The 20,820-nt window shown below is 37.6% G+C and carries 18 protein-coding genes and 3 tRNA genes; 4 read left to right on the forward strand and 17 right to left on the reverse strand.

The window, feature by feature from the left end:
* Positions 1–101: 101 nt before the first annotated feature.
* The 4 genes from trxB to KQI94_RS02030 form a co-directional block, all read right to left on the reverse strand.
* On the reverse strand, positions 102–1,016 hold the full coding sequence (gene trxB / locus KQI94_RS02015) for a thioredoxin-disulfide reductase (protein WP_216454309.1): 915 nt from the start codon (positions 1,014–1,016) through the stop codon (positions 102–104).
* 168 nt (positions 1,017–1,184) lie between these two features.
* Positions 1,185–1,616 carry a cupin domain-containing protein gene (locus tag KQI94_RS02020; RefSeq protein WP_002369501.1) on the reverse strand — a complete coding sequence of 144 codons (432 nt, stop codon included), beginning with the start codon at positions 1,614–1,616 and terminating at the stop codon, positions 1,185–1,187.
* A gap of 818 nt (positions 1,617–2,434) precedes the next feature.
* On the reverse strand, positions 2,435–3,142 hold the full coding sequence (locus KQI94_RS02025) for a GntR family transcriptional regulator (protein WP_002357800.1): 708 nt from the start codon (positions 3,140–3,142) through the stop codon (positions 2,435–2,437).
* 205 nt (positions 3,143–3,347) lie between these two features.
* Complete coding sequence (locus KQI94_RS02030) at positions 3,348–7,595, reverse strand: 2-hydroxyacyl-CoA dehydratase (RefSeq protein ID WP_002390158.1); 4,248 nt, start codon at positions 7,593–7,595, stop codon at positions 3,348–3,350.
* A 175-nt stretch (positions 7,596–7,770) separates the two neighbouring features.
* On the opposite strand from KQI94_RS02030, the gene KQI94_RS02035 reads away from it, so the two are divergent.
* Positions 7,771–8,382, forward strand: a complete 612-nt coding sequence (locus KQI94_RS02035; RefSeq protein ID WP_002357803.1) for a TetR/AcrR family transcriptional regulator — start codon at positions 7,771–7,773, stop codon at positions 8,380–8,382.
* A 55-nt stretch (positions 8,383–8,437) separates the two neighbouring features.
* Here the strand turns inward: KQI94_RS02035 and KQI94_RS02040 are convergent, their stop codons facing one another.
* The 8 genes from KQI94_RS02040 to KQI94_RS02075 all read right to left on the reverse strand — a co-directional run bounded on the left by KQI94_RS02040 (position 8,438) and on the right by KQI94_RS02075 (position 14,960).
* Positions 8,438–8,617 (reverse strand): hypothetical protein, encoded by a 180-nt coding sequence (locus KQI94_RS02040; RefSeq protein ID WP_002357804.1) that lies wholly within the window; start codon positions 8,615–8,617, stop codon positions 8,438–8,440.
* Positions 8,618–8,771: 154 nt separating this feature from the next.
* Positions 8,772–8,843, reverse strand: a tRNA-Gln gene (locus KQI94_RS02045).
* A 9-nt stretch (positions 8,844–8,852) separates the two neighbouring features.
* Positions 8,853–8,933 (reverse strand) — tRNA-Tyr (locus tag KQI94_RS02050).
* A gap of 96 nt (positions 8,934–9,029) precedes the next feature.
* On the reverse strand, positions 9,030–9,263 hold the full coding sequence (locus tag KQI94_RS02055; protein ID WP_002369504.1) for a DUF2969 domain-containing protein: 234 nt from the start codon (positions 9,261–9,263) through the stop codon (positions 9,030–9,032).
* Positions 9,264–9,409: 146 nt separating this feature from the next.
* Positions 9,410–10,879 (reverse strand): flotillin family protein, encoded by a 1,470-nt coding sequence (locus tag KQI94_RS02060; RefSeq protein WP_002357808.1) that lies wholly within the window; start codon positions 10,877–10,879, stop codon positions 9,410–9,412.
* 16 nt (positions 10,880–10,895) lie between these two features.
* Positions 10,896–11,429 carry a hypothetical protein gene (locus KQI94_RS02065; RefSeq protein WP_002369505.1) on the reverse strand — a complete coding sequence of 178 codons (534 nt, stop codon included), beginning with the start codon at positions 11,427–11,429 and terminating at the stop codon, positions 10,896–10,898.
* A 183-nt stretch (positions 11,430–11,612) separates the two neighbouring features.
* Positions 11,613–14,249, reverse strand: coding sequence for an FtsX-like permease family protein (locus KQI94_RS02070; RefSeq protein WP_002369506.1), 2,637 nt, complete (start codon positions 14,247–14,249; stop codon positions 11,613–11,615).
* Positions 14,250–14,258: 9 nt separating this feature from the next.
* Complete coding sequence (locus KQI94_RS02075) at positions 14,259–14,960, reverse strand: ABC transporter ATP-binding protein (protein WP_002360463.1); 702 nt, start codon at positions 14,958–14,960, stop codon at positions 14,259–14,261.
* A gap of 160 nt (positions 14,961–15,120) precedes the next feature.
* Here KQI94_RS02075 and KQI94_RS02080 point away from each other — a divergent pair, with 160 nt between their 5' ends.
* The gene (locus KQI94_RS02080; protein ID WP_002369509.1) at positions 15,121–15,780 is read left to right on the forward strand and encodes a DNA/RNA non-specific endonuclease; all 660 of its coding nucleotides are present in this window, start codon (positions 15,121–15,123) and stop codon (positions 15,778–15,780) included.
* A gap of 13 nt (positions 15,781–15,793) precedes the next feature.
* Positions 15,794–16,180, forward strand: coding sequence for a hypothetical protein (locus tag KQI94_RS02085; RefSeq protein WP_002357813.1), 387 nt, complete (start codon positions 15,794–15,796; stop codon positions 16,178–16,180).
* Positions 16,181–16,222: 42 nt separating this feature from the next.
* On the opposite strand, the gene nagA is transcribed toward KQI94_RS02085, so the two are convergent.
* Positions 16,223–17,371 (reverse strand): N-acetylglucosamine-6-phosphate deacetylase, encoded by a 1,149-nt coding sequence (gene nagA, locus KQI94_RS02090; protein WP_002357814.1) that lies wholly within the window; start codon positions 17,369–17,371, stop codon positions 16,223–16,225.
* 100 nt (positions 17,372–17,471) lie between these two features.
* Positions 17,472–18,299 carry a helix-turn-helix transcriptional regulator gene (locus tag KQI94_RS02095; protein WP_002381942.1) on the reverse strand — a complete coding sequence of 276 codons (828 nt, stop codon included), beginning with the start codon at positions 18,297–18,299 and terminating at the stop codon, positions 17,472–17,474.
* A gap of 177 nt (positions 18,300–18,476) precedes the next feature.
* Between KQI94_RS02095 and KQI94_RS02100 the strand changes: the two genes are divergently transcribed.
* Entirely contained in the window at positions 18,477–18,653 is a 177-nt protein-coding gene (locus KQI94_RS02100; RefSeq protein ID WP_002357816.1) for a hypothetical protein, read from the forward strand.
* Positions 18,654–18,718: 65 nt separating this feature from the next.
* Here the strand turns inward: KQI94_RS02100 and KQI94_RS02105 are convergent, their stop codons facing one another.
* From KQI94_RS02105 to KQI94_RS02115, 3 genes are all read right to left on the reverse strand, one after another.
* Complete coding sequence (locus KQI94_RS02105) at positions 18,719–19,936, reverse strand: pyridoxal phosphate-dependent aminotransferase (protein WP_002357817.1); 1,218 nt, start codon at positions 19,934–19,936, stop codon at positions 18,719–18,721.
* Positions 19,937–20,181: 245 nt separating this feature from the next.
* A tRNA-Leu gene (locus KQI94_RS02110) sits at positions 20,182–20,265 on the reverse strand.
* A gap of 68 nt (positions 20,266–20,333) precedes the next feature.
* Positions 20,334–20,795 carry a SprT family protein gene (locus KQI94_RS02115; protein WP_002369510.1) on the reverse strand — a complete coding sequence of 154 codons (462 nt, stop codon included), beginning with the start codon at positions 20,793–20,795 and terminating at the stop codon, positions 20,334–20,336.
* Positions 20,796–20,820: the final 25 nt, after the last annotated feature.

Here is a 20,820-nt window from a genome sequence, read left to right on the forward strand (position 1 = left end):
AGATCAAGAGGAACTGATCCACTTGATCTCCAATTATTCTAAGATTTCTCTTTACCAACATCATTTGACAAAGAGCCATTATTAAAGGCAAAAGCATTTTTTTATTTTAATTCTTCAATATAGTTAAATACTTGTTGTCCAGCAATACCGCCTTCACCGACCGCTGTCGTGATTTGACGCAATGTTTTTTCACGGACATCACCAATGGCATAAACACCAGGAATTTTTGTTCTCATTTCTTGGTCTGTTTCAATCCAACCAGCCTCATTCGTAATACCAGCTTTCTTAAATGGTTCTGTTAATGGATCTAGCCCCACGTAAATGAACACGCCGTTTGCTTCAATTTCAGAAACTTCATCTGTTTTGAAATTCCGTGCTTTCACACCTGTCACGACCATTTCATTGCCAACAATTTCTTCGACAACTGTATCCCAAACAAAGGAAATCTTTTCATTTGCAAAGGCACGATCTTGAATGATTTTTTGCGCACGCAATTCATCACGACGGTGAACAATCACTACTTCAGAAGCAAATTGTGTTAAATAGATTGCTTCTTCAACTGCAGAATCGCCGCCACCAACAACTACTAAGCGTTTATTTTTAAAGAAGGCACCGTCACAAACGGCACAATAAGAAACACCACGGCCAGCAAATTCTTCTTCGCCTTTTACACCCAATTTTCGGTGTTCACAGCCTGTTGCAATAATTACCGCTTTAGCTTCATAAGATTTGTCATCACAAATCACTTCTTTATAAGATCCGTGGTCTTCAATGCTCATCACAATGCCATACGCATTTTCCGTACCAAATTTCTCTACATTTTCATACATTTTATAGGCCAATTCTGGACCCATAATAGAATCAAAGCCTGGGTAATTCTCTACCTCAGCAGTGTTGTTCATTTGCCCACCAGGCGCACCGCGTTCAATCATCAATACAGAAAGATTAGACCGTGATGCATAAAGTGCTGCCGTCATCCCAGCAGGACCGGCACCAATGATAATTACATCATACATTTTATTTCCCCCAAAATTTTAAGTAAGTTTACTTTACTCCTTAAACAATTTCTTGTCTACTTTTCTGCCCTTTTTTGACATTCGGAGTAGGTGTGTCTATTACGTAAGTTATTGTACCACGGTTTTGTGTTTTCTAGGAGGGGGAAAAGAAAAGTTTAAAAATAACGATCACAACGAATCATTGATTTTTAGAAGCCGTTGTACTGCCGCATCAGAGAATTCTTCTTTATCATTTTTTATGCATTCTTGTTGATTTTGCCCTTGTGGAACAAAACGAAATACTGTAAATGATGCAGATAACGTATCAGGATTACTAATCCGATGAAGACTATTATGCATCCGAATAAGTTCTCCTTCTGCACAAATTCTTGAAACAATTTGCTGATTTTCTACCTCTTCTATTTTCACTTTTCCCGACTGTACAAGTAAAACTTCTTCGATTTCGTGATGCTTATGCCAACCTTGCACAGTTTTTCCTGGCAAGCTATTTATATGTATTTCAAACTCTGGAAATAGAAAATAATTTACTTCTGTTCCATCTGGCTTTTTACGAAAGATGGCCTCGTCTCTTGTTAAAATTTCTAGGTATTTCTGTAACATGGCAGGCTCCTTTTAACTTTTTTATAGCCGAAAGCTATTCTTTCAAACTAAGTTTGAAGCTACTTTCTGAAAATTCGAGTTCCTTTAAATATACTTTTATTACCATTTGAAAATCACTTTTTTTAAAACAATTGACTGTTCAATATCAATCTTCACTAATCCATCTGTTCACCAGAAAAAATATAGTATTTCCGATTATTCACGAACTTATTATTCAACTTCAAAGGAAAATCAGTCAACACACAGCCCACATATCTAACATCAGAAACACTTCTACTTTTCTCAAGTACTGCTATGGTATACATTAACCTTACTAGTAACATTATAGCATCAAGTTTTAATCATATGTAGATTTTAAAAAAATTGATAGCACCCTAACAGATGTTTTCGTTGCTCATTTAATTTACATGATTATTTTTTAGATGCTAATTAAATGTTTGTCAGTAACCTGAATTTTTGATATTTTTATCCAGATTACTTATGTCGGTTTATCAGTTTAAAAAAGAAATGTAAAAAATGGACAAAAATGAACTACAGCCAAAAAAAGAATAAAAGCAAATAAACTAGCAGCTATTATAAGTTTATTTTTAACAATATTTATAGCGGGACAAACCATCTCACTTTTCTGGTATTCAGACTTGCTACTCTATTCAATATTTATTTGAATTGAGATGCTTTCACTAATTTTAATTTGAATTCTGCCTGATAAGTTCATAAAAAATAACCTCCAAAAATTGTATTTTTCAGATACAACTTTTGGAGGTTAAAATATCTTACCTCAGCCTATTTCTTGGCATTTTTCCATACTTATCATTTCTCTACTTCTCTAAATAAAACTCAAATCGACTTCCTGCATACTGCGTACGAACATATTCAAAAGGTAGTCCGTTTTCAAAATAGGATACTTGGCGCACACGCAGAATCGCATCGCCTCGTTTAATCTCTAAATATTCTGCGATCTGTTCCGATGCTTGAACAGCAGAGATTGTTTGGTTAGAGTGGCCAATTTTGTGGCCAGATTTGGCTTCAAGCGTTTTATAAAAAGAGTTCGTGATTTCAGATTTGCCATATTGCGAGACCAATGAATAAGGAATGCTCGCCACCTCAAAACAAATCGGAATGTCATCCGCAAAACGAATTCTTTCCATTCGTAAAATTGAATCTTCTGGACCTAGTTGTAATTTTTCCATCTCACTAGAACTAGGTTTCGCTACAAAATAAGACACCGTCCGACTAGAAGGAACGCGATTTTGAGACAAGGTAATTTCTGTAAAACTAGTGGTACCTGTCATTGTTTCTTGAACTTTCTTACGTGCTACATATGTTCCTGAACCAATTTTTCGTTCTAAAATCCCTTCGTCTGCTAAAGTCTGAATGGCTTGGCGTAAGGTCATTCGACTAACATCAAATTTCAAGGCTAATTCTCGCTCAGAGGGCAAACGATCCCCGATACTCCAGACACCTTTTTCAATATCTTCTTTGATTTTATCGTGAATTTGAATATAAATTGGTATATTTTGAACCATTTACGCTTCCTCCTCTTCGTTCATCTCCTCTTCTATTATAACTGGTATAGACCGTGTAAACAACCAAAAAATGATAAATAAAAGAGAAATTGGAATTTTTATCAAAGTTGGTCTAGTTGCATACTTTCTTTTATAACAAAAACATTTGGCTTAGTCAGTAAAAAGTGACCAAGTCAAATGTTTTTAAACGAATTGCTATTAGTTATTATCTTTTTACATTTTCTTCTTTCAACAACTTGTTCGCTGTGGCCATCATCAAACGGATTCGGTTCAACTGATTAACCAAAGATACCCCTGGATCATAATCCACCGCCGCAATGTTTGCTTGCGGATATTGACGTCGTAGCTCTTTCACGACCCCTTTTCCAACAATATGGTTTGGTAAACACCCAAACGGCTGCATACAAACGATGTTATTCACCTCGTGTTTTAAGAGCTCAATCATTTCAGCTGTTAAAAACCAACCTTCACCCGTATGATTGCCAATTGATAAAATTTTACTTGCATCTGCTGCCATATCATAAATGGAATGAATACCATCAAAACGGACAGATTTTCTCAATGCCTTATCCATTGGTTTTTCTACCAATTCAATGATTTTTATCGCAAATTCTGCTAAACGTTTGCTTTGTTTTGACATGCCCATATTTTCGTATTTCCAAATTTGATTGTACAAAGAATAGTTCATAAAGCCAACAATATCTGGCACAACTGCTTCAGCACCTTCTTCTTCTAGCAAACGCACAATATCATTATTCGCTGTCGGCGAATATTTCACTAAAATTTCCCCGACCACACCGACTTTTGGTTTTTTTATCTCTTGTAAAGGAATTTCATCAAACGTCCGAATAATTTTTTTCATGAAGTGATTAAATTGTGTCAGCGAACCATTCCGGACATTGGCTTCCACTCTTTTTAGCCAATCTTGGTGCAGTTGATCCACCATTCCTTTTTCTGTTTCATAAGGTCTTGTTCGATAAACTACTCGTTCGAATAAGTCACCATATAAAAAGGCAACTACTAAGCGCTTGATCATTGGCAACGTAAATTTAAATCCCGGATTGGATTCGACTCCTTTATTGCCCATCGAAACTGAAACTACAGGAACTTGAGAAAAACCAGCATCATTTAAAGCTTTTCGTAATAATGGAATGTAATTCGTTGCGCGGCAACCGCCCCCTGTTTGCGTCATTAAGACACTGACATTATCCAAATCATATTGACCACTTTCCAAAGCTTCAACTAGTTGTCCGATGGAAATAATTGCTGGGTAACACGCATCATTATTGACATATTTTAACCCGACATTCACAGCTTCTTTGTCTTGCGCAGGCAAACAGACGACATGATAGCCAGAAGCTTGTAATGCTACATCGACTAATCCAGATTGATGAATCGGGCTAAGCATTGGTAACAGTAAGGTATGTGTTTTTTTCATTTGTTTTGTAAACACAATTTTCTCCGGCTCTTCCATTTGCATATGCGGAACAAACTGTTGCTTCTCCCGCTCATTGACAGCCGCTTTCAAGGAGCGCAACCGAATACGAATTGCGCCCAAATTCGCACCTTCATCGATTTTGAGGACTGTATAAATTTTGCCAGACCGATCCATGATTTCTTCTACTTGATCGGTTGTCACAGCATCTAAGCCGCAACCAAAGGAATTCAGTTGGACAAGTTCTAAATTTTTCGTCTTAGCCACTACTTTAGCCGCCGCATATAAGCGAGAATGATAGACCCATTGATTCACCACACGTAAATTCTGCACGTCTCCAAGATGCGAGATACTGTCTTCTGTCAAGACATGGAATCCTTCCTGTGTAATGACTTCGGCAATGCCGTGATTAATTTCTGGATCCAAGTGATACGGTCGCCCCGATAAGACAATCCCTCTCTGGCCTTTTTCAGTTAACATGGCTAACGTTTCTTCGCCTTTTTCTTGAATTTCTTTTTTAAAAGCTGCTAATTCTTGATAACCATGATGCAGCGCTGTTTGAATTTCTTCTAAGGAAATCCCTAAATCAGCAAAATTTTCAGCTAAAACTTTGGCAACTGCAGTTTCATTCGCTAAATTAAGATAGGGATTTCGATAATCCACTTGGCCCTCTCTGATGGCATCCACATTATTTCGAATGACATCTGGGTAGCTTTGCACAATTGGACAATTAAAATGATTATCTGCTTCCACTGTTTCTTGCTGTTCAAAAACGACACCAGGATAAAAGATAATTGGCACTTGCGCATCAATTAATGCTTGAATATGTCCATGCGCCATTTTCGCTGGGTAACAAACCGTATCACTGGGAATCGTTTCAAGGCCTTGTTCATAGATTTGTTTATTAGAACGTGGCGATAATTCGACCCGAAAGCCTAAGTCAGTAAAAAATGTATGCCACAAAGGATAATTTTCATACATGTTTAGGACTCTAGGGATACCCACGCGCCCACGAAACGCTTTATTTTCCCGCAAAGGTCGGTACTTAAATAACTTACGGTACTTATAATCAACCAAATTCACTTTGCGTTCTTCTCGTTTAATTTTAATTCGCGCACCACGTTCACAGCGATTTCCCGTAATAAATTGGCGCCCGTCCGAAAACACTGTGACCGTTAATTGACAATTGTTTTCACACAAGCCGCAATGAGTAAATTCCTTTTCAGAGGTAAATGCCGCTAACTCTTCTAAAGAAAGAAGCGTGGTTTCTTCCCCAATTTCATAAGCGTCCAAAGCAATCAGCGCTGCCCCATAGGCCCCCATCAAACCAGCAATAGAAGGACGAACCACTTCACGACCGCTAATTTTTTCAAAAGCTCTCAAGACCGCTTCATTGTAAAATGTTCCTCCCTGGCAGACAATCTTTTCTCCCAACTCTTCAGGTCGGCGAACTTTAATGACTTTATAAATGGCATTTTTGATGACTGAATAAGATAGTCCAGCAGAAATATCGCCGACAGAGGCCCCTTCTTTTTGAACTTGTTTCACTTTTGAGTTCATAAAAACAGTACACCGAGAACCTAAATCAACAGGCGCTTGCGATTCTAAAGCCGCCAAAGCAAAATCCTTCACATTATATTTTAAAGATTGCGCAAAGGTTTCGATAAAAGAACCGCACCCAGAAGAACAAGCTTCATTTAATTGAATGGAGGAAAGCACGCCATTTTTAATGGTCATCGCTTTCATATCTTGTCCTCCGATATCCAAAATAAAATCCACACCTGGCTGAAAATGGTTGGCTGCTTTGTAATGGGCCATCGTTTCAACTTCACCAATATCGACTTTTAACGCATTTTTTATTAGCTGTTCTCCATATCCTGTAACAGCCGCTTTTCCGATAAAAACTTCTTCAGGCAGTTGTTGATAAAGTGATTTCAGTACTGTCATGGTGGTTTCTAAAGGTTGCCCTTGGTTATTACCATAAAAAGAAAACAACAAATGACCATCTTCATCAATCAATGTGACTTTTGTCGTTGTGGAGCCTGCATCAATCCCTAAAAAGGTCACGCCAGTATGTTGAGATAAAGGTTTCTCCTTTGCTTGAGCTTGCGCGTGTCTTTCTCGAAAATCTGCCAAATCTTCTGCGCTGTTAAATAACGGTGGTAACGTGTCGCTCGGCTGTAAATCAGTAGCCTGGCTGTTCACTAAGCGCTGAATTAATTCTTCCAATGTACATTCGGCTGCATCTTCTGAATAAAGTGCTGCACCCATTGCTACAAACAGTTGCGGTTGTTCTGGAAAAATAACATCTTCTGGCTGAATTGCTAAGGTTTCAACAAACCGTTTTCTCAATTCTGACATGAAAAATAAAGGTCCCCCTAAAAACGCTACTTTACCTTTAATTTTGCGACCAGCAGCTAACCCGGCGATTGTTTGATTAACTACCGCTTGAAAAATACTCGCCGCGATATCTTCTTTCGCTGCTCCTTCATTGATTAAAGGTTGAACATCCGTTTTGGCAAAAACCCCACAGCGGGAAGCAATCGGATAAATAGTTTGATAATTCTTCGCCAATTCATTCACTCCATTGGCATCCGTTTTAAGTAAAACAGCCATTTGATCGATGAAGGCGCCTGTCCCACCTGCACAACTACCATTCATTCGTTGCTCTAAAGCACCATCAAAAAAAGTGATTTTTGCATCTTCTCCGCCAAGTTCAATAGCAACATCCGTTTCTGGGATTATTGTTTCAACAGTTCGTGTACACGCGATAACTTCTTGAACAAAGGGAATCCCTAATACCTCAGCCAGCCCCATACCACCAGAGCCAGTTATGCTCATTGTCACAGGTTGGTCTGCACCGATCCTTGATAGTCCTTCTTTTAAAATGCGTTCCGTTGCTGCTTTGACATCTGAAAAATGGCGTTCATATTTTGTAAAAATAGGCTGATTTTGTTTATTTAAAAATACTAATTTTACTGTCGTTGACCCAACATCAATCCCTGCTCTCATAACCATCAATTAAAATACCCCTTCATTTCCCAACAGTTTGTTGATTATTATACAAACTGTTTGTTATAATAGATATACCTATTTTAGAAAGGTTCTAAATGATTTGCAACAAGCAATTTACCCTATTTTGTGAGATAAACAACAAAGTTTCCGCGAATGTTGACTATCTCGAAAGGAATTTATGATGGCAAAGAAAACAGACCTTAGAGTACAACGAACCAGAAAAATGATTATTGAAGCTTTTTTTAAACTTGTAGAAACGAAAGGCTACGAAGCGGTGACGATTCAGGATATTGCTGATGAAGCTATGATTAATCGTGCGACTTTTTATGCTCACTTTAAAGACAAACAGCATTTATATGATGCAATCTTCACCTTTACGCTTAGTGCTTTTACCGCTATTCTTGATTCGCAACAACTGGTTAATGGCAACCGTGTCCGCGTGAAGCACATTGAAGAACTTCTGACGCAACTCTATATTAATATTCAAGAGAACAAATCTTTCTTCTTAACTATCATGGACAATAATTTCAACGAACACTTTCGAAAACGCTTAGCTGAAATTATCGAAGAAAAATATGCGACGATTTTTTCGCAGTTGCGTATCACCGAAAATGATATTGATGTACCGATAGATTTTGTTATTGAATACATGACCTCTATCTTCATCGGTACCCTTCATTGGTGGATTACTAGCGAGACGGATATGACACCCAACCACTTAGCCCAATTAGTTATCAAATTAGTTGGTAATGGGCATTTAACTGTCTTAGGCATCGAATTAGAAAAATAAAAACACCGGAGTAGACAATAATGTTGTCTGCACCGGTGTTTCTGTTAAAGACGAGTTAGTTTTTTGAACGCCATTTGATATTGTGGGCTGTATTTCTTGAAGAAGTGACTTTAACACCACTTTTGATGTTGCCTTTTTTACGAGGAATTAAGTCAACTTTGACATCATACTTACCATCGCGTGCTAAATCGTAAACATTTTCAACCATTTCTGTAATTTTTTCTTTAAAGTTCATTCTTATCAACTCCAGACTATTCTTTCTTAATACTTTAGCATATTCTTATATAAATGAAAACTTTTCTAGCCTGTACATGAGGAAAATCTTACCTCATTTTTGTTATATAATTATACAAAAAAAGAACATCTCTCTACCAGAAATGTTCTGAAAACTGGGGTAGCTGGATTCGAACCAACGCATGACGGAGTCAAAGTCCGTTGCCTTACCGCTTGGCTATACCCCAAAAAGAAAATGGAGGAAAGTGGATTCGAACCACTGAACCCTAAGGAACGGATTTACAGTCCGTCGCGTTTAGCCACTTCGCTATTCCTCCAAAAAGTCATTGTCGCTGTAACGACCTGACTTAGTTATAATACAATCTTTTCCAGAAAAAAGCAACCCTTTTTTTAAAAAAATTGTTATTTATTTTTTATTCACTTAAATTCCATTGACGAATAATTATTTCAAAGGCTTCGTCCAGATTTTTTGCTGTACCTTCTTGCTTGCCATCAATTTCAATGATGAATTTTTTATCATTTTGCGGAATGACACGACCGATTTCTTTTTTACCAATAAATAATTTGTTCATTAAAACATTTGCTCCATTGTATTGGGCTTTTTCTTCTTCAACACGTACTTCAATATCTTTATTCTTTTTTGACATCTCTATCCCTCCAAGAACTCTATGTTATCAGAATCTTTGAAACAAAACAAGCACTCGCTATTTCTCTGTCAGATTGTTCGTTTATCGTTTCAATGCAGCATTAAGGAGTAACGAAATGCGATTCGCTACTCCTTAAAGGCTGATTTCTATTCTTTTTCTGAACCTTCTGTTGCATGATAGTTCACGCTATTTGAGGTACCTTTTTTAGAAAAGTTTTCAATTAGCTCTTTCACGTCGAGGCCCGTTGTTTCTTTTAGTGTTTCTTGTGTACCAGCCAACAAGTTTGTTGCATAATTTGTAATACGGTTGGCGCCAGAATTTTCGCCACCTGCGCCTGTATCTACCACTGAAATCTTGTCGATGTTGCCCAATGGTTGTGCTGCTTCTTTCATTAATTGTGGCAACATTTCCATCACCATACTTAACACAGCTGCTTCACCATATTCTTTGAAGGCATCAGCAATCTTTTGTTTGGCTTCGGCTTCCGCTGCACCACGAGCTAAAATAGCTTCGGCTTGCGCTTGACCTGTTAAACGCGTTTTATTGGCTTCCGCTTCGGCTAATGCTTCAACTTTGAAGCGTTCTGCTTCGGCTTCTGCTACTTCGCGTGCTTTTTGAGCAAGAGCTTCTTGTTCGCGTGCGTAACGATCTGCATCGGCTTTTTTCTTCACTTCTGAGTCGTATTGTTTTTCACGACGCGTAATTTCTTTTTCTTCTAACTCAATTTGTTTTTGACGTTCAACGACTTTGACTTCCATTTCTTGTTCCACCACGTGTTGTTGTGCACGCGCGCTTTCCAAGTTATAGGCTTGGTCTGCTTTGGCTTTGGCAATGTCTTGTTCTTGTTTGTATAACGCTAATTTCAATTCTTTTTCTTTTGAAGCTTCTGCAATTTCTGTTTGACGTTGCAATTCCGCTTGTTGTGATTCTTTTTCTGCTTCCGCTTTTTTGATGCGAGTTTCTTTCAAGGCTTCTGCTTCAGCAATATCTGCATCACGTTTAACTTGAGCGATTCTTGGTTTCCCTAATGAATCCAAGTATCCATTTTTATCACGAACTTCTTTAATTGTGAACGACACAATAACTAAGCCCATTTTAGCTAAGTCAACACTGGCAACTTCTTGTACACTTTGGCTAAATTTATCACGGTTTTGGTAAATTTCTTCCACTGTCATTGAACCTAAAATCGAACGTAAATGTCCTTCTAATACTTCACGTGCTTCATTTTCTAATTCTTCCGTTGTTTTTCCTAAAAATTGTTCCGCTGCTGTCGCAATTTCTTCAACTGACGAACCAATTTTAATGATTGATGTCCCATCACACATCACAGGAACCCCTTGTTCTGTGTACACTTCTGGTGTAGAAACATCTAATTTACTTGAAAGCAAACTAATTCGATTTGAACGTTGGAACACTGGTAAGACAAACGCACCACCGCCACGAACGATTTTAATTTTGTTGCCACCTTCGTCTACATGAACATTTTTAGAGCCTAGATAGCTCCCGCTGATAATTAACGCTTCATCAGGTTTGGCTGTCTGATATTTAGAAACAAACACAATTAATAACATTAATAATACTAAAACTGCAATAATAATCGGTAACAAAATCCCCATTTTCTTCTCTCCTACTCTATATTTTTAGACTGCCTTCGTAAGGAATGACATAACAAACCCGTTCTTTCAATTCAATAATCAATACCTCACTACCTCTTGGCGCAGCCACTTCTTGTGGCACATAAAATGCTGCTGGTCGACTTAACGAACCTGTGACACTCTTCAATTGAATCTCGCCCATTCCCTGGACAGGAATTGGGGTAATCACAGTAGCAACACGACCCTCCATGTCTTTTTCCGAAATAGAAATTGTGGCCTCCGAATTTTTCAAAGGGACCAACACATAAAAATTTAAGAAGAAAACAATAATGGTTGAAAGAATACCACTGACAATTAAAATAAGCCAACTATTCACCGCTGTTAATTCTTCCCCAAGGTACCCAAACAGCGAGGTAAAAGCAATCCATGGAATAATCAGCATTGGGTCCACCGGTCCATCAAAATTAAAAACATCCCCAAAAATAATTAGTAAAAAAGCGAGGACCGCGCTCCCCACTAATGCATAAAAATAAACCGTTTCCAATGGTAGACCTTCTAACACTTTTCCCACACTCCTTTCTGTGCTATAACCTAGTAATAGTGTACCAATTTTTAAATAAAAAGAGTAGCAATTTCCAAATAAATCTCAAAAGATACATCTTAAGACCTATTTTTTCTTAATAAAAGAAGCAACAATAAACGAGCAGCCCTAGAATTATTGAACTTCTACGGACTCCTCGTTTTTTAAAATGTGCTATTCATTTGATTTTAACGCTTCAATCATATTGATTTTCTTCAATTTCCGATGCATAATGACCATCACAAACAACGTGAAACACATGGTGATGACTGCGGAATATAGATAACTTGGCCAATGAATAATTGGCGAAAACATAATTAAATCAACTTCAACGGTTGCTAAAATATACTGATGCAAAATTTTCCCAAAGAAGCAGCCAACAATAATACCAATGAACGTTAAAATAATGTTTTCACGGTAAACATAGGTAGTGACTTCACGATCGTAAAATCCTAAAACCTTAATCGTGGAAAGTTCTCGAATCCGTTCAGAAACATTAATGTTGGTTAAATTATATAACACAATTAACGCTAAAGAACCAGAAACAGCAATTAGTACCCAAATGACAATATCAAGGCTTTTCAGCATATCATCAAACGAACCTTTCATCGCAGTTAAAAACGTAATGTTCAACACTTTCGGCTGTTTTGTCAACGCCTCTCCGATTGAGGTTTCTTGTTTTGAGGATAACTTTTTGTCAAAAAGTAGGAATTCTGTATTATACTCCGGCTTCTGTTTCGTCATCGTCTGGTAGAGTTTCGGCGTCATATAGACAAAATGACCCGTGTAGTTCTCTGCAATCGCGGCAATTTTCACGTGATAGGTTTGATTATCACTATTTTCTAAATTTAATTGATCTCCTACTTTATAGCCAAATAATTTAGCTAATTTTTCATTAATGATTACACCGTCATCGTTGAGGGAATATTTTTCTCCAGTGACTCGATCATTAAATAATTGAAACTCAGCCATTTTCGAAGGATCTTGTGGCACATAAAGAGTAATATTTTGAGTTGGTGCGCCTTTGCCCTTCGTTTTAAAGATTTCTGAATATAACGGAATTGTTTTATTCAAACCATCCAGTTTGCGCAACGTTTCTTGATACTCTTTTGTCTCTTCAGGTGTTGTTTGCTCTTTAAAAGTCACGACTGCTTGGTAATGCCAGATTTTATTAAATTGAATTGTAGCGACATCCACAATTGAATCGCGTAAACCAAAACCAACAATTAACAGCCCCATACAACCAGCTATTCCGATAACGGTCATCAGCATCCGTCGTTTATAGCGGAACAGATTTCTAGCGGTCACTTTTTGAATAAAGCTCATGCGTTGCCATAAAGGGCGGATTCGTTCTAATAAAATCCGTTGGCCTGCTTTCGGCGCTTTGGGTCTTAGCAAGGTAGCTGGGGTACTTAATAAATCGATTCTTAATGTCACTAAGGCCGCTCCCACAGTACAAGCTAAGGCTACAATGATGCCCCATAAACTGTAATTTAAGTACCACGGTGTAACTAAATCAGGAATATTGTACATTTGACCGTAGGCATCAAAAATTATTTTAGGGAATAGATAATAGCCAACTGCCAATCCTAATAATGCACCTGTTAGGCTAGCAACCGTTGCATAGGTAATAAAAATCGAAGCAATTTCACGATTACGATAACCTAAAGCTTTCAAACTACCAATTTCCATTCTTTTTTCTTCCACCATACGTGTCATGGTAGTTAAGCTGACTAATGCCGCAATTAGGAAAAAGAACAACGGGAACAGCGTGGCTAAAGAAGAAATCCGATCAGCATTATCTTGATATTCAGAAAATCCTGGATTGTCTTCCCTGGTAAAATAATAATACGTCGGGGCTTTCAAATTGGCTAGCTCTGTTTGTTTTTCAGCCAACAGTTGTTCCTGTTTAGCCAATTCGTCTTTTTGCTTTTCAAGCATCTCAGCTGGAATTCCTGGTTGTTGCTCCAACTGCGCAAGCGCTTGTTTTCCCGTTTCCAGCGATTGGCGACCTTGGTTAATGTCCGGCTGAGCCGAATCACGCAGGGCGGCAACCTGTTCTTCTGGCCGATTTTTCAGTGCCTCTTTTACTTGATTTAAGGCCTGCTCTCTTTTCTTTTCATAATCAGAGGAATACGTATTTTGATGTTTTAATGAACGAAATGAGATTAGCAATTCTGGATACCGTTGACTGTCAAAGGCTTTTTCCGAGACCACGCCAAAAAAGTTTAACGTTCCAGAACCGACCGTTGTGGTTCCCCTGGATGTATTATCAATATATTCTGGTGAATTGATAAATCCGACAACAGTAAAATGGGTTTGCGTCAGTCCTTTTTCTTTAATCGCTGCATCGTTTAAAGTGATTTTATCACCCATTTTATAGTCATATCTAGTTTTCGCTAATGTATCTAATGCAATTTCATTTGTTTGTTTAGGTAACCGACCGTCAACTACTTGATAGTTAACCGATCCTGCTTGATTTTTTCGATAGCCAAACAATTTTACTGCATTATTTTGCGGCCCAATCGTGGCATCTATTGTATACCGCGGCACAACTGTTTCGACATCTTTTAAAGACTGTAGTGTTGTTAAATCTTTCTTTTCCAGTCCCATTGTAGAAATTATTCGCGCATCTGGAAGCTGCTCTTTCTGGTAATAATTATTCGCGGTTTTAATCATATCTGGTCCAGTAGCTTTCAAACCAACAAAAACCATTACACCAAGGAAAATAATCCCCATAATCGATAAAAACCGTGTAGTAGATTGTCTAATTTCACGTAAGCTTGTTTTAATTAGCGCTGTTTTCTTCATTTTAGGCACCTACCATTCAATTTCAGCAACCAATTTAGGCTGATCATTCACAGTCATTTCGCGAACTTTCGCATCATTAATTCGAATTACCCGATCGGCCATTTCTGCAATGGCTGAATTGTGGGTAATAATTAAGACGGTCGTTCCTGTTTCACGAGCAGTGTTTTGCAAAATGGTTAAAATTTGTTTCCCTGTTTCATAATCCAGTGCTCCTGTCGGTTCATCACATAAAAGTAACTTGGGCTTTTTAGCAATCGCACGGGCGATGGTCACTCGTTGTTGTTCACCACCAGAAAGTTGCGCTGGAAAATTATCTAAACGTTCCCCTAAACCCACCGATTGTAAAACAGTGGTCGAATCCAACGCATCCGCAACGATTTGCGAAGCCAATTCGACATTTTCTTTTGCCGTTAAATTTGGGACTAAATTGTAAAATTGGAAAACAAACCCGACATCATTGCGTCGATAAGTGGTTAATTGTTTCTCTGAAAACTGAGCGATATCTGTACCATCAATAATAATTTCCCCTTCATCACAGCTGTCCATTCCACCAAGAATATTTAAAACAGTTGATTTTCCAGCACCGCTGGGGCCTAAAATAACCGCTACTTCTCCTTTTTCCACTTCAAAAGAAATGCCGTCATTCGCAGTAATAGTTGTCTCTCCCATTTGGTAACGCTTGTATTCATTTTTGACTTCAATATAGGCCATCCACTATCCCTTCCCTTCTACATTAAAATAGTAACATATCTGAGAAAACAAGTCTTTCAAAGAAAAGCCTTTTTTGATTTTTTAGCAAATTTACGTATAATAGAAAAGATGGTCCACTTAAATTTGGACTATTGCAAGTATAAAATTAGAGGAGCACGTTATGGCAAACAGAAAGAAGAAACCACCATTTAATTCAACCATCATGCTGATTGGCGCATTAACCATTTTAATTTTAGGCGCGGTTGGCGTTAAAGTTCCTGATGCTTTACAAGATTTATTTAATGTTCAACCACAAACAACCACCCCTTCAAGCACACCAGCACCAAAAGGAGATAATCCCGGACCAATTGAAAATGGTAAAGCCACATTTTCAGCAGAGGAATTAAAGGATAACTCAAACGGCTGGATTACTTATCATTCTCTAGATCGTCTAAAACGAGCGACAGGCGCTGATGCGCTATTAAAACCCGCAATGGTCAATACAGGAACTTCCGCTAATAAAGATATTCGACCAGCTGGTTTCATTTCAGGAAAAGCTAATCATTCGCGTGGCCACCTAATCGGCCGTCAAATGGGAGGCAGTGGTGATGATCCACGTAACTTAACCACCTTGTATCAGAATCCTGTCAACACTCCTTATATGACGAAATATGAAAATCAGATTCGGGCAGCTCTTGATCGCGGCGAAACCGTTCGCTATCGCGTGACACCTGTATATAACGGAAACGATTTGTTGGCTGAAAAAATCATCTTAGAAGCCAAAAGCCTTAAAACAAATTCACCCATTGATTTTTCAGTAACTATTTTAAACAAACAATAAGGAGGAACTTTCATTGGATTTTGAACAGCTAAAAGAAACATTACCCGATGCAAAACCACAAACATTTTTGCAAGCAATCCTCTCTCAACCTCAAGAAGAGGATGCTGAATTAACTTTCAGTGAAGAAATTGATGAACAGTTTGTCGAAAATTGTAAATTTTTAGCCTCTCCGGAAACCATTTCTGAAACAGATGTGGAACATTGGCGCGAACAAGAATTTTTAGTTGTCGCCCAAAGTTTAGATGGCGATTATCTAGCAGGCACCCTAGAGCAAACCTTTGTGATTCCTAGCTCCCTTTACAAAGAGGATATTGAGCAATTTGACAAGCAATTAATCGATTTTTTTATTGCCTACGAGAACAAAGAAATCACTTCTGCGATTTTACCAAAAGAATTATAAAAAAAGCTTGCGGATAAATTTCCGCAAGCTTTTTCTTGTGTCTTATGCTCGATAACGTTCAACACCATCTAAATAAGTAGCTGCTAATTCCATGGTTGGTTCTAATACGATAAAGTCAGCATCACGACCATTTGCAATCATGCCGCATTGATCATCAATTTTACAGCTGATCGCAGGAACTAATGAAGCCATCATAATTGCTTGTGCAGGTGTTGCAATACCCCAATCAACTACATTTTTAATTGCTTCTTTTAGTTTTAAAATACTACCTGCTAAGTTCCCAGTATCCAAACGAGCCGTTCCTTCTGCTACCACAACAGGAAATTCACCTAAATTGTAGTTGCCATCTGGCATACCGCCAGCCATCATGCAGTCTGTAATTAACGCAACGTGATCATGGCCCGCTTTTTCCATCAATACTTCAGCCGCTTGCGGATGTACATGGTGTCCATCACAAATTAATTCAGAGAAAACGTGTTGTAACGTTAACAATGCACCAACCATCCCTGGTTCACGGTGATTTAAGCCACGCATCCCATTATATGCATGAACAAAAACGCTAGCGCCTGCTTCAACTGCCACATCAGCTTCTTCTAAGGTCGCATTACTATGGCCTAAAGCAACAACGACACCTTCATCTGTAACGGTTTCAACAAATTCTTTCACCCCATTACGTTCTGGTGCCAACGCAATTTTCTTAATAATTCCGCCTGAAGCTTCTTGCCATTCGTGGAATGTATCAAGGTCTGGATCTCCAAAATAACTTGGATTTTGTGCGCCTTTATGTTCTTCAGTAAAGAAAGGTCCTTCAAAGTAAATCCCTTGAATTTTTGCACCAGGTACTTCTTGGTAGACTTGACCAATCGTACGTGCAACGTCTGTTAAACGTTCTTTACTTGAAGTTAACGTTGTTGGTAAAAATGAAGTTACACCACAAGATAACAAGCCTTCAGACATCACTTTAATGCCTTCTGCATCGTTATCCATTACGTCATGATTCATGTAACCATGAATATGAGTATCCACTAAACCTGGGGCAATCCATTTGCCTTCCTCACGAATAATTTTTACGTCCCCTTGCGGTTCATCTTTTGTATAATTACCAAAGATACCATCCGTGATTTCTAAATAACCAGGTCCTTTAACATCGCTTTTTAAAAAGAACTTGTCTGCAAAGATAAATGTTTTCATCTTCATCCTTCTTTCTTTATTTTACTTACTTCAAAAGTACTCTTAATCAGTACAAAAGTCAAGAAATGGTGTAGACCTTTTAAGCAATTCTGAGGATTTTTTAAAGATTGCCACTTTCCACATTTTTCATTTGTTGTGCTAAGTTTAAATAACGTTCTGCTTCTTCGTGTTTATTCTTTCTCATTAAAACTAAATATTTTAGATTTAATAATTCACTTAAATAATAATAACTATTTTTTTTGCGGGCCCAAGTAATTCCTTGATCCACATAAATTTCGGCATCTTTTTCTGTATAATTTTTGAATAAGAAATCAGCATAATTAAAAAATATTTTCGTTAACTCTGCATTACTGCGTTCATTTGGCAATTGATTAAAATAATGAATACTCAAACTTAAAAATCGTTCTGCCTCTACTCGATTGCCCATGTAACCATAAGTAGCACCTAGACAACTAATTAATTGAATCTCTAAATCAGAAACATTTAATTTATCGGCTTTATAGGTGAAAGATAATCCTTTACGCAAACTAGCAATAGCTTTTTCGTAATCATTTAGAACAAACAATTCACAACTACCTAAATAATAATAATATTTTTGCCAGTCCGTATCTAAATACAATTGTTCTTCAATACGATTTTCCTTTAAATAATTTAATAATAATTGATATTTTTTATGGCGAAAATATTCAGCCATTTTTTCAAATGAATACGTAACAACGTGCACATCACCAGATTTATAACGCATAATCTGGTCAACAGTCACACCTAAACGATCACAAAGTTGTTGCATTACGAGAACGTTTGGCAACTCTTCATTGTTTTCAATGCGGCTTAAAACACTTTGCGAACAGATGTCTTCTGATAACATTTTCTGTGTCAATTTTCTATTTTTTCTAATTTCTTTAATAACTGCACCTAAAGAATTCATCACAATAGCTCCTATTTATATCGGCCATTTTCCTTGCAAAATGGGGATTTTGTCAAAATATGCGAATTCGCATTATGCTTTTATTGTACTTTATTGCATAATATACTGCAAGAACATTATCTAAGGTTTTCTTAGAAAATAAATAGGTTCATTTTTATTAAAAAGGAGTGTTATTGTATGGCCGAAGAGAAAAAGGTTCACTTCATTTGGGAAAAAACAAATTATTCAGGCTTTGTGGAGAAGGAGTATGAAAATTCTTATCTCATCGTAGTAGCAAATCCTAGTCCTGATATGGAAGAAAAATATACCAACCGAATGATTATTAGTAAAAAAGCATGTGAAACCGCAGAATAGTATTGTTGATAAAACAAGAACTACCAAAAAATAGCTTCGTTAGAGGCTATTTTTTGGTAGTTCTTTTATTTTTGTTTGTAGGTACTTAAAAATTCACGCATTTTATCTGCTGTAGTTTTTAAGTCTTCCATCTTCGGTAAATAAACAATACGGAAGTGATCGGGTTGTTGCCAGTTGAACCCACCACCATGGACTAATAAAATATGATGTTTGTGTAAGAAATCTAAAACAAATTTTTCATCATCATAAATGTCAAATTTGGCCGTATCAATTTTCGGGAAAATATAGAAAGCTGCTTTAGGCTTCACGGCTGATAAACCAGGAATATCATTTATCGCATTGTAAATAAATTCTCGTTGTTCGTAAATTCTGCCACCTGGTAAAAGTAAATCATCGACACTTTGATAGCCGCCTAATGCGGTCTGAATGATTTGTTGTGACAACACATTCGAACATAACCGCATGGAAGCAAGCATATTTAGCCCTTCGATATACCCTTTTACTCGTGATTTATCTCCACTTAACACCATCCAACCGCATCGGAAGCCTGCCACTCGATGTGATTTTGACAAACCATTCAATGTTACGACAAATAAATCAGGAGCTAATGTAGCAATCGGTACATGAACCAAACCGTCCATGACCAAGCGATCATAAATTTCATCGGAGTAAATAATTAAATCATTTTGACGTGCCACTTCGACAATTTCTAGTAATAACTCTTTCGGATATAAAGCACCAGTCGGATTATTGGGATTGATAATAACGATTGCTTTTGTATTCGAAGTTATTTTTGATTTTATATCATCAATGTCTGGATACCATTCTGCTTGCTCATCACAAATATAATGAACGGGTGTACCGCCCGCCAAAGAAACAGAAGCAGTCCATAAAGGATAGTCTGGCATTGGCACAAGTACTTCATCGCCGTTATTTAACAAGCCTTGCATACACATGGTAATTAGTTCACTCACGCCATTACCAGTGTAAATATCATTAATCGTTACATTAGGAAATTTTTTTAATTGGCAATATTGTTCAATCGCTTTTCTTGCAGAAAAAATACCTTTTGAATCGGAATAACCTTCTGAATCGCGAACATTTACAATCATGTCGCGCACAATTTCATTTGGGGCATCAAAACCAAATGGCGCTGGATTCCCTGTATTTAATTTCAAAATACGTATGCCCTCTTCTTGCATGCGTTCTGCTTCTTCTAAAACAGGACCACGGACATCGTAACTTACGTTATTTAATTTATCGGATTTTTTAAAATTTCTCACACGGACTCCCTCGCTTCACAAATTTATACTCTAAAGTTACGCCAACTATAATGAAAAAGCAATAATAAATATCAGAATTTAATAAAAAATTGATGGTTTTTCCGTAATAAACAAGAGCGTGGGACAAAAATCACTTTGGATTTTTGCTCCACGCTCAAAACTGATAAACGGCGGGAACAGAAGCAACTCCTTCTTATTTCTCGGAGTTAAACACTTCTGTCCCGACCTCTTGTTATACTAGTTGATGCAGATGATGGGACTCGAACCCACACGGACATCTGTCCACATGACCCTCAATCATGCTTGTCTGCCAATTCCAACACATCTGCATTTTAAGAGCACTTATTTATCCTAAAATAATTACTGGTCTTTGTCAAGATAACAAAGACCAGAATCGTTAGATTTGTTCTTTTTTCGCTTGCCAGGACAAACGCCCATGACATTTTCCGCAGACATATCGTGTCGTATCAATTCGTCGTTTTCTGAGGATGACTTCTCCACAAGACTGACATTGGTACTGATGGAAAACTGCTTTTTTCCGTTCTACTAGAGGCGGTGCATAACGGGCACCGCCAATCTTAGCCAATAACTCTTTAAAGTCCTTATCTTTATGCTGATAGCCTTTGCCAGCTAAATGTAAATGATAGTGACATAACTCATGCTTAATGACTTTTTCCAGTTCCTCTTGTCCATACTTTAAAAAGACAGTTGGATTAAAATCCAGGTGATGCGAAGCTAAATGATAGCGACCGCCCGTAGTTTTTAACCGCCGATTAAATGTAGCTTGATGCAGAAAAGGTTTCTGAAAAAATACGATTGAAATTTTTTCCACTAGCGTTTGAAGCGCTTGATCTGTCATCAAGACTGGTTGAGACTCTTTCATT

This window comes from Enterococcus sp. S183_ASV_20 (assembly GCF_018919685.1).
Classification (GTDB): Bacteria; Bacillota; Bacilli; order Lactobacillales; family Enterococcaceae; genus Enterococcus; species Enterococcus faecalis.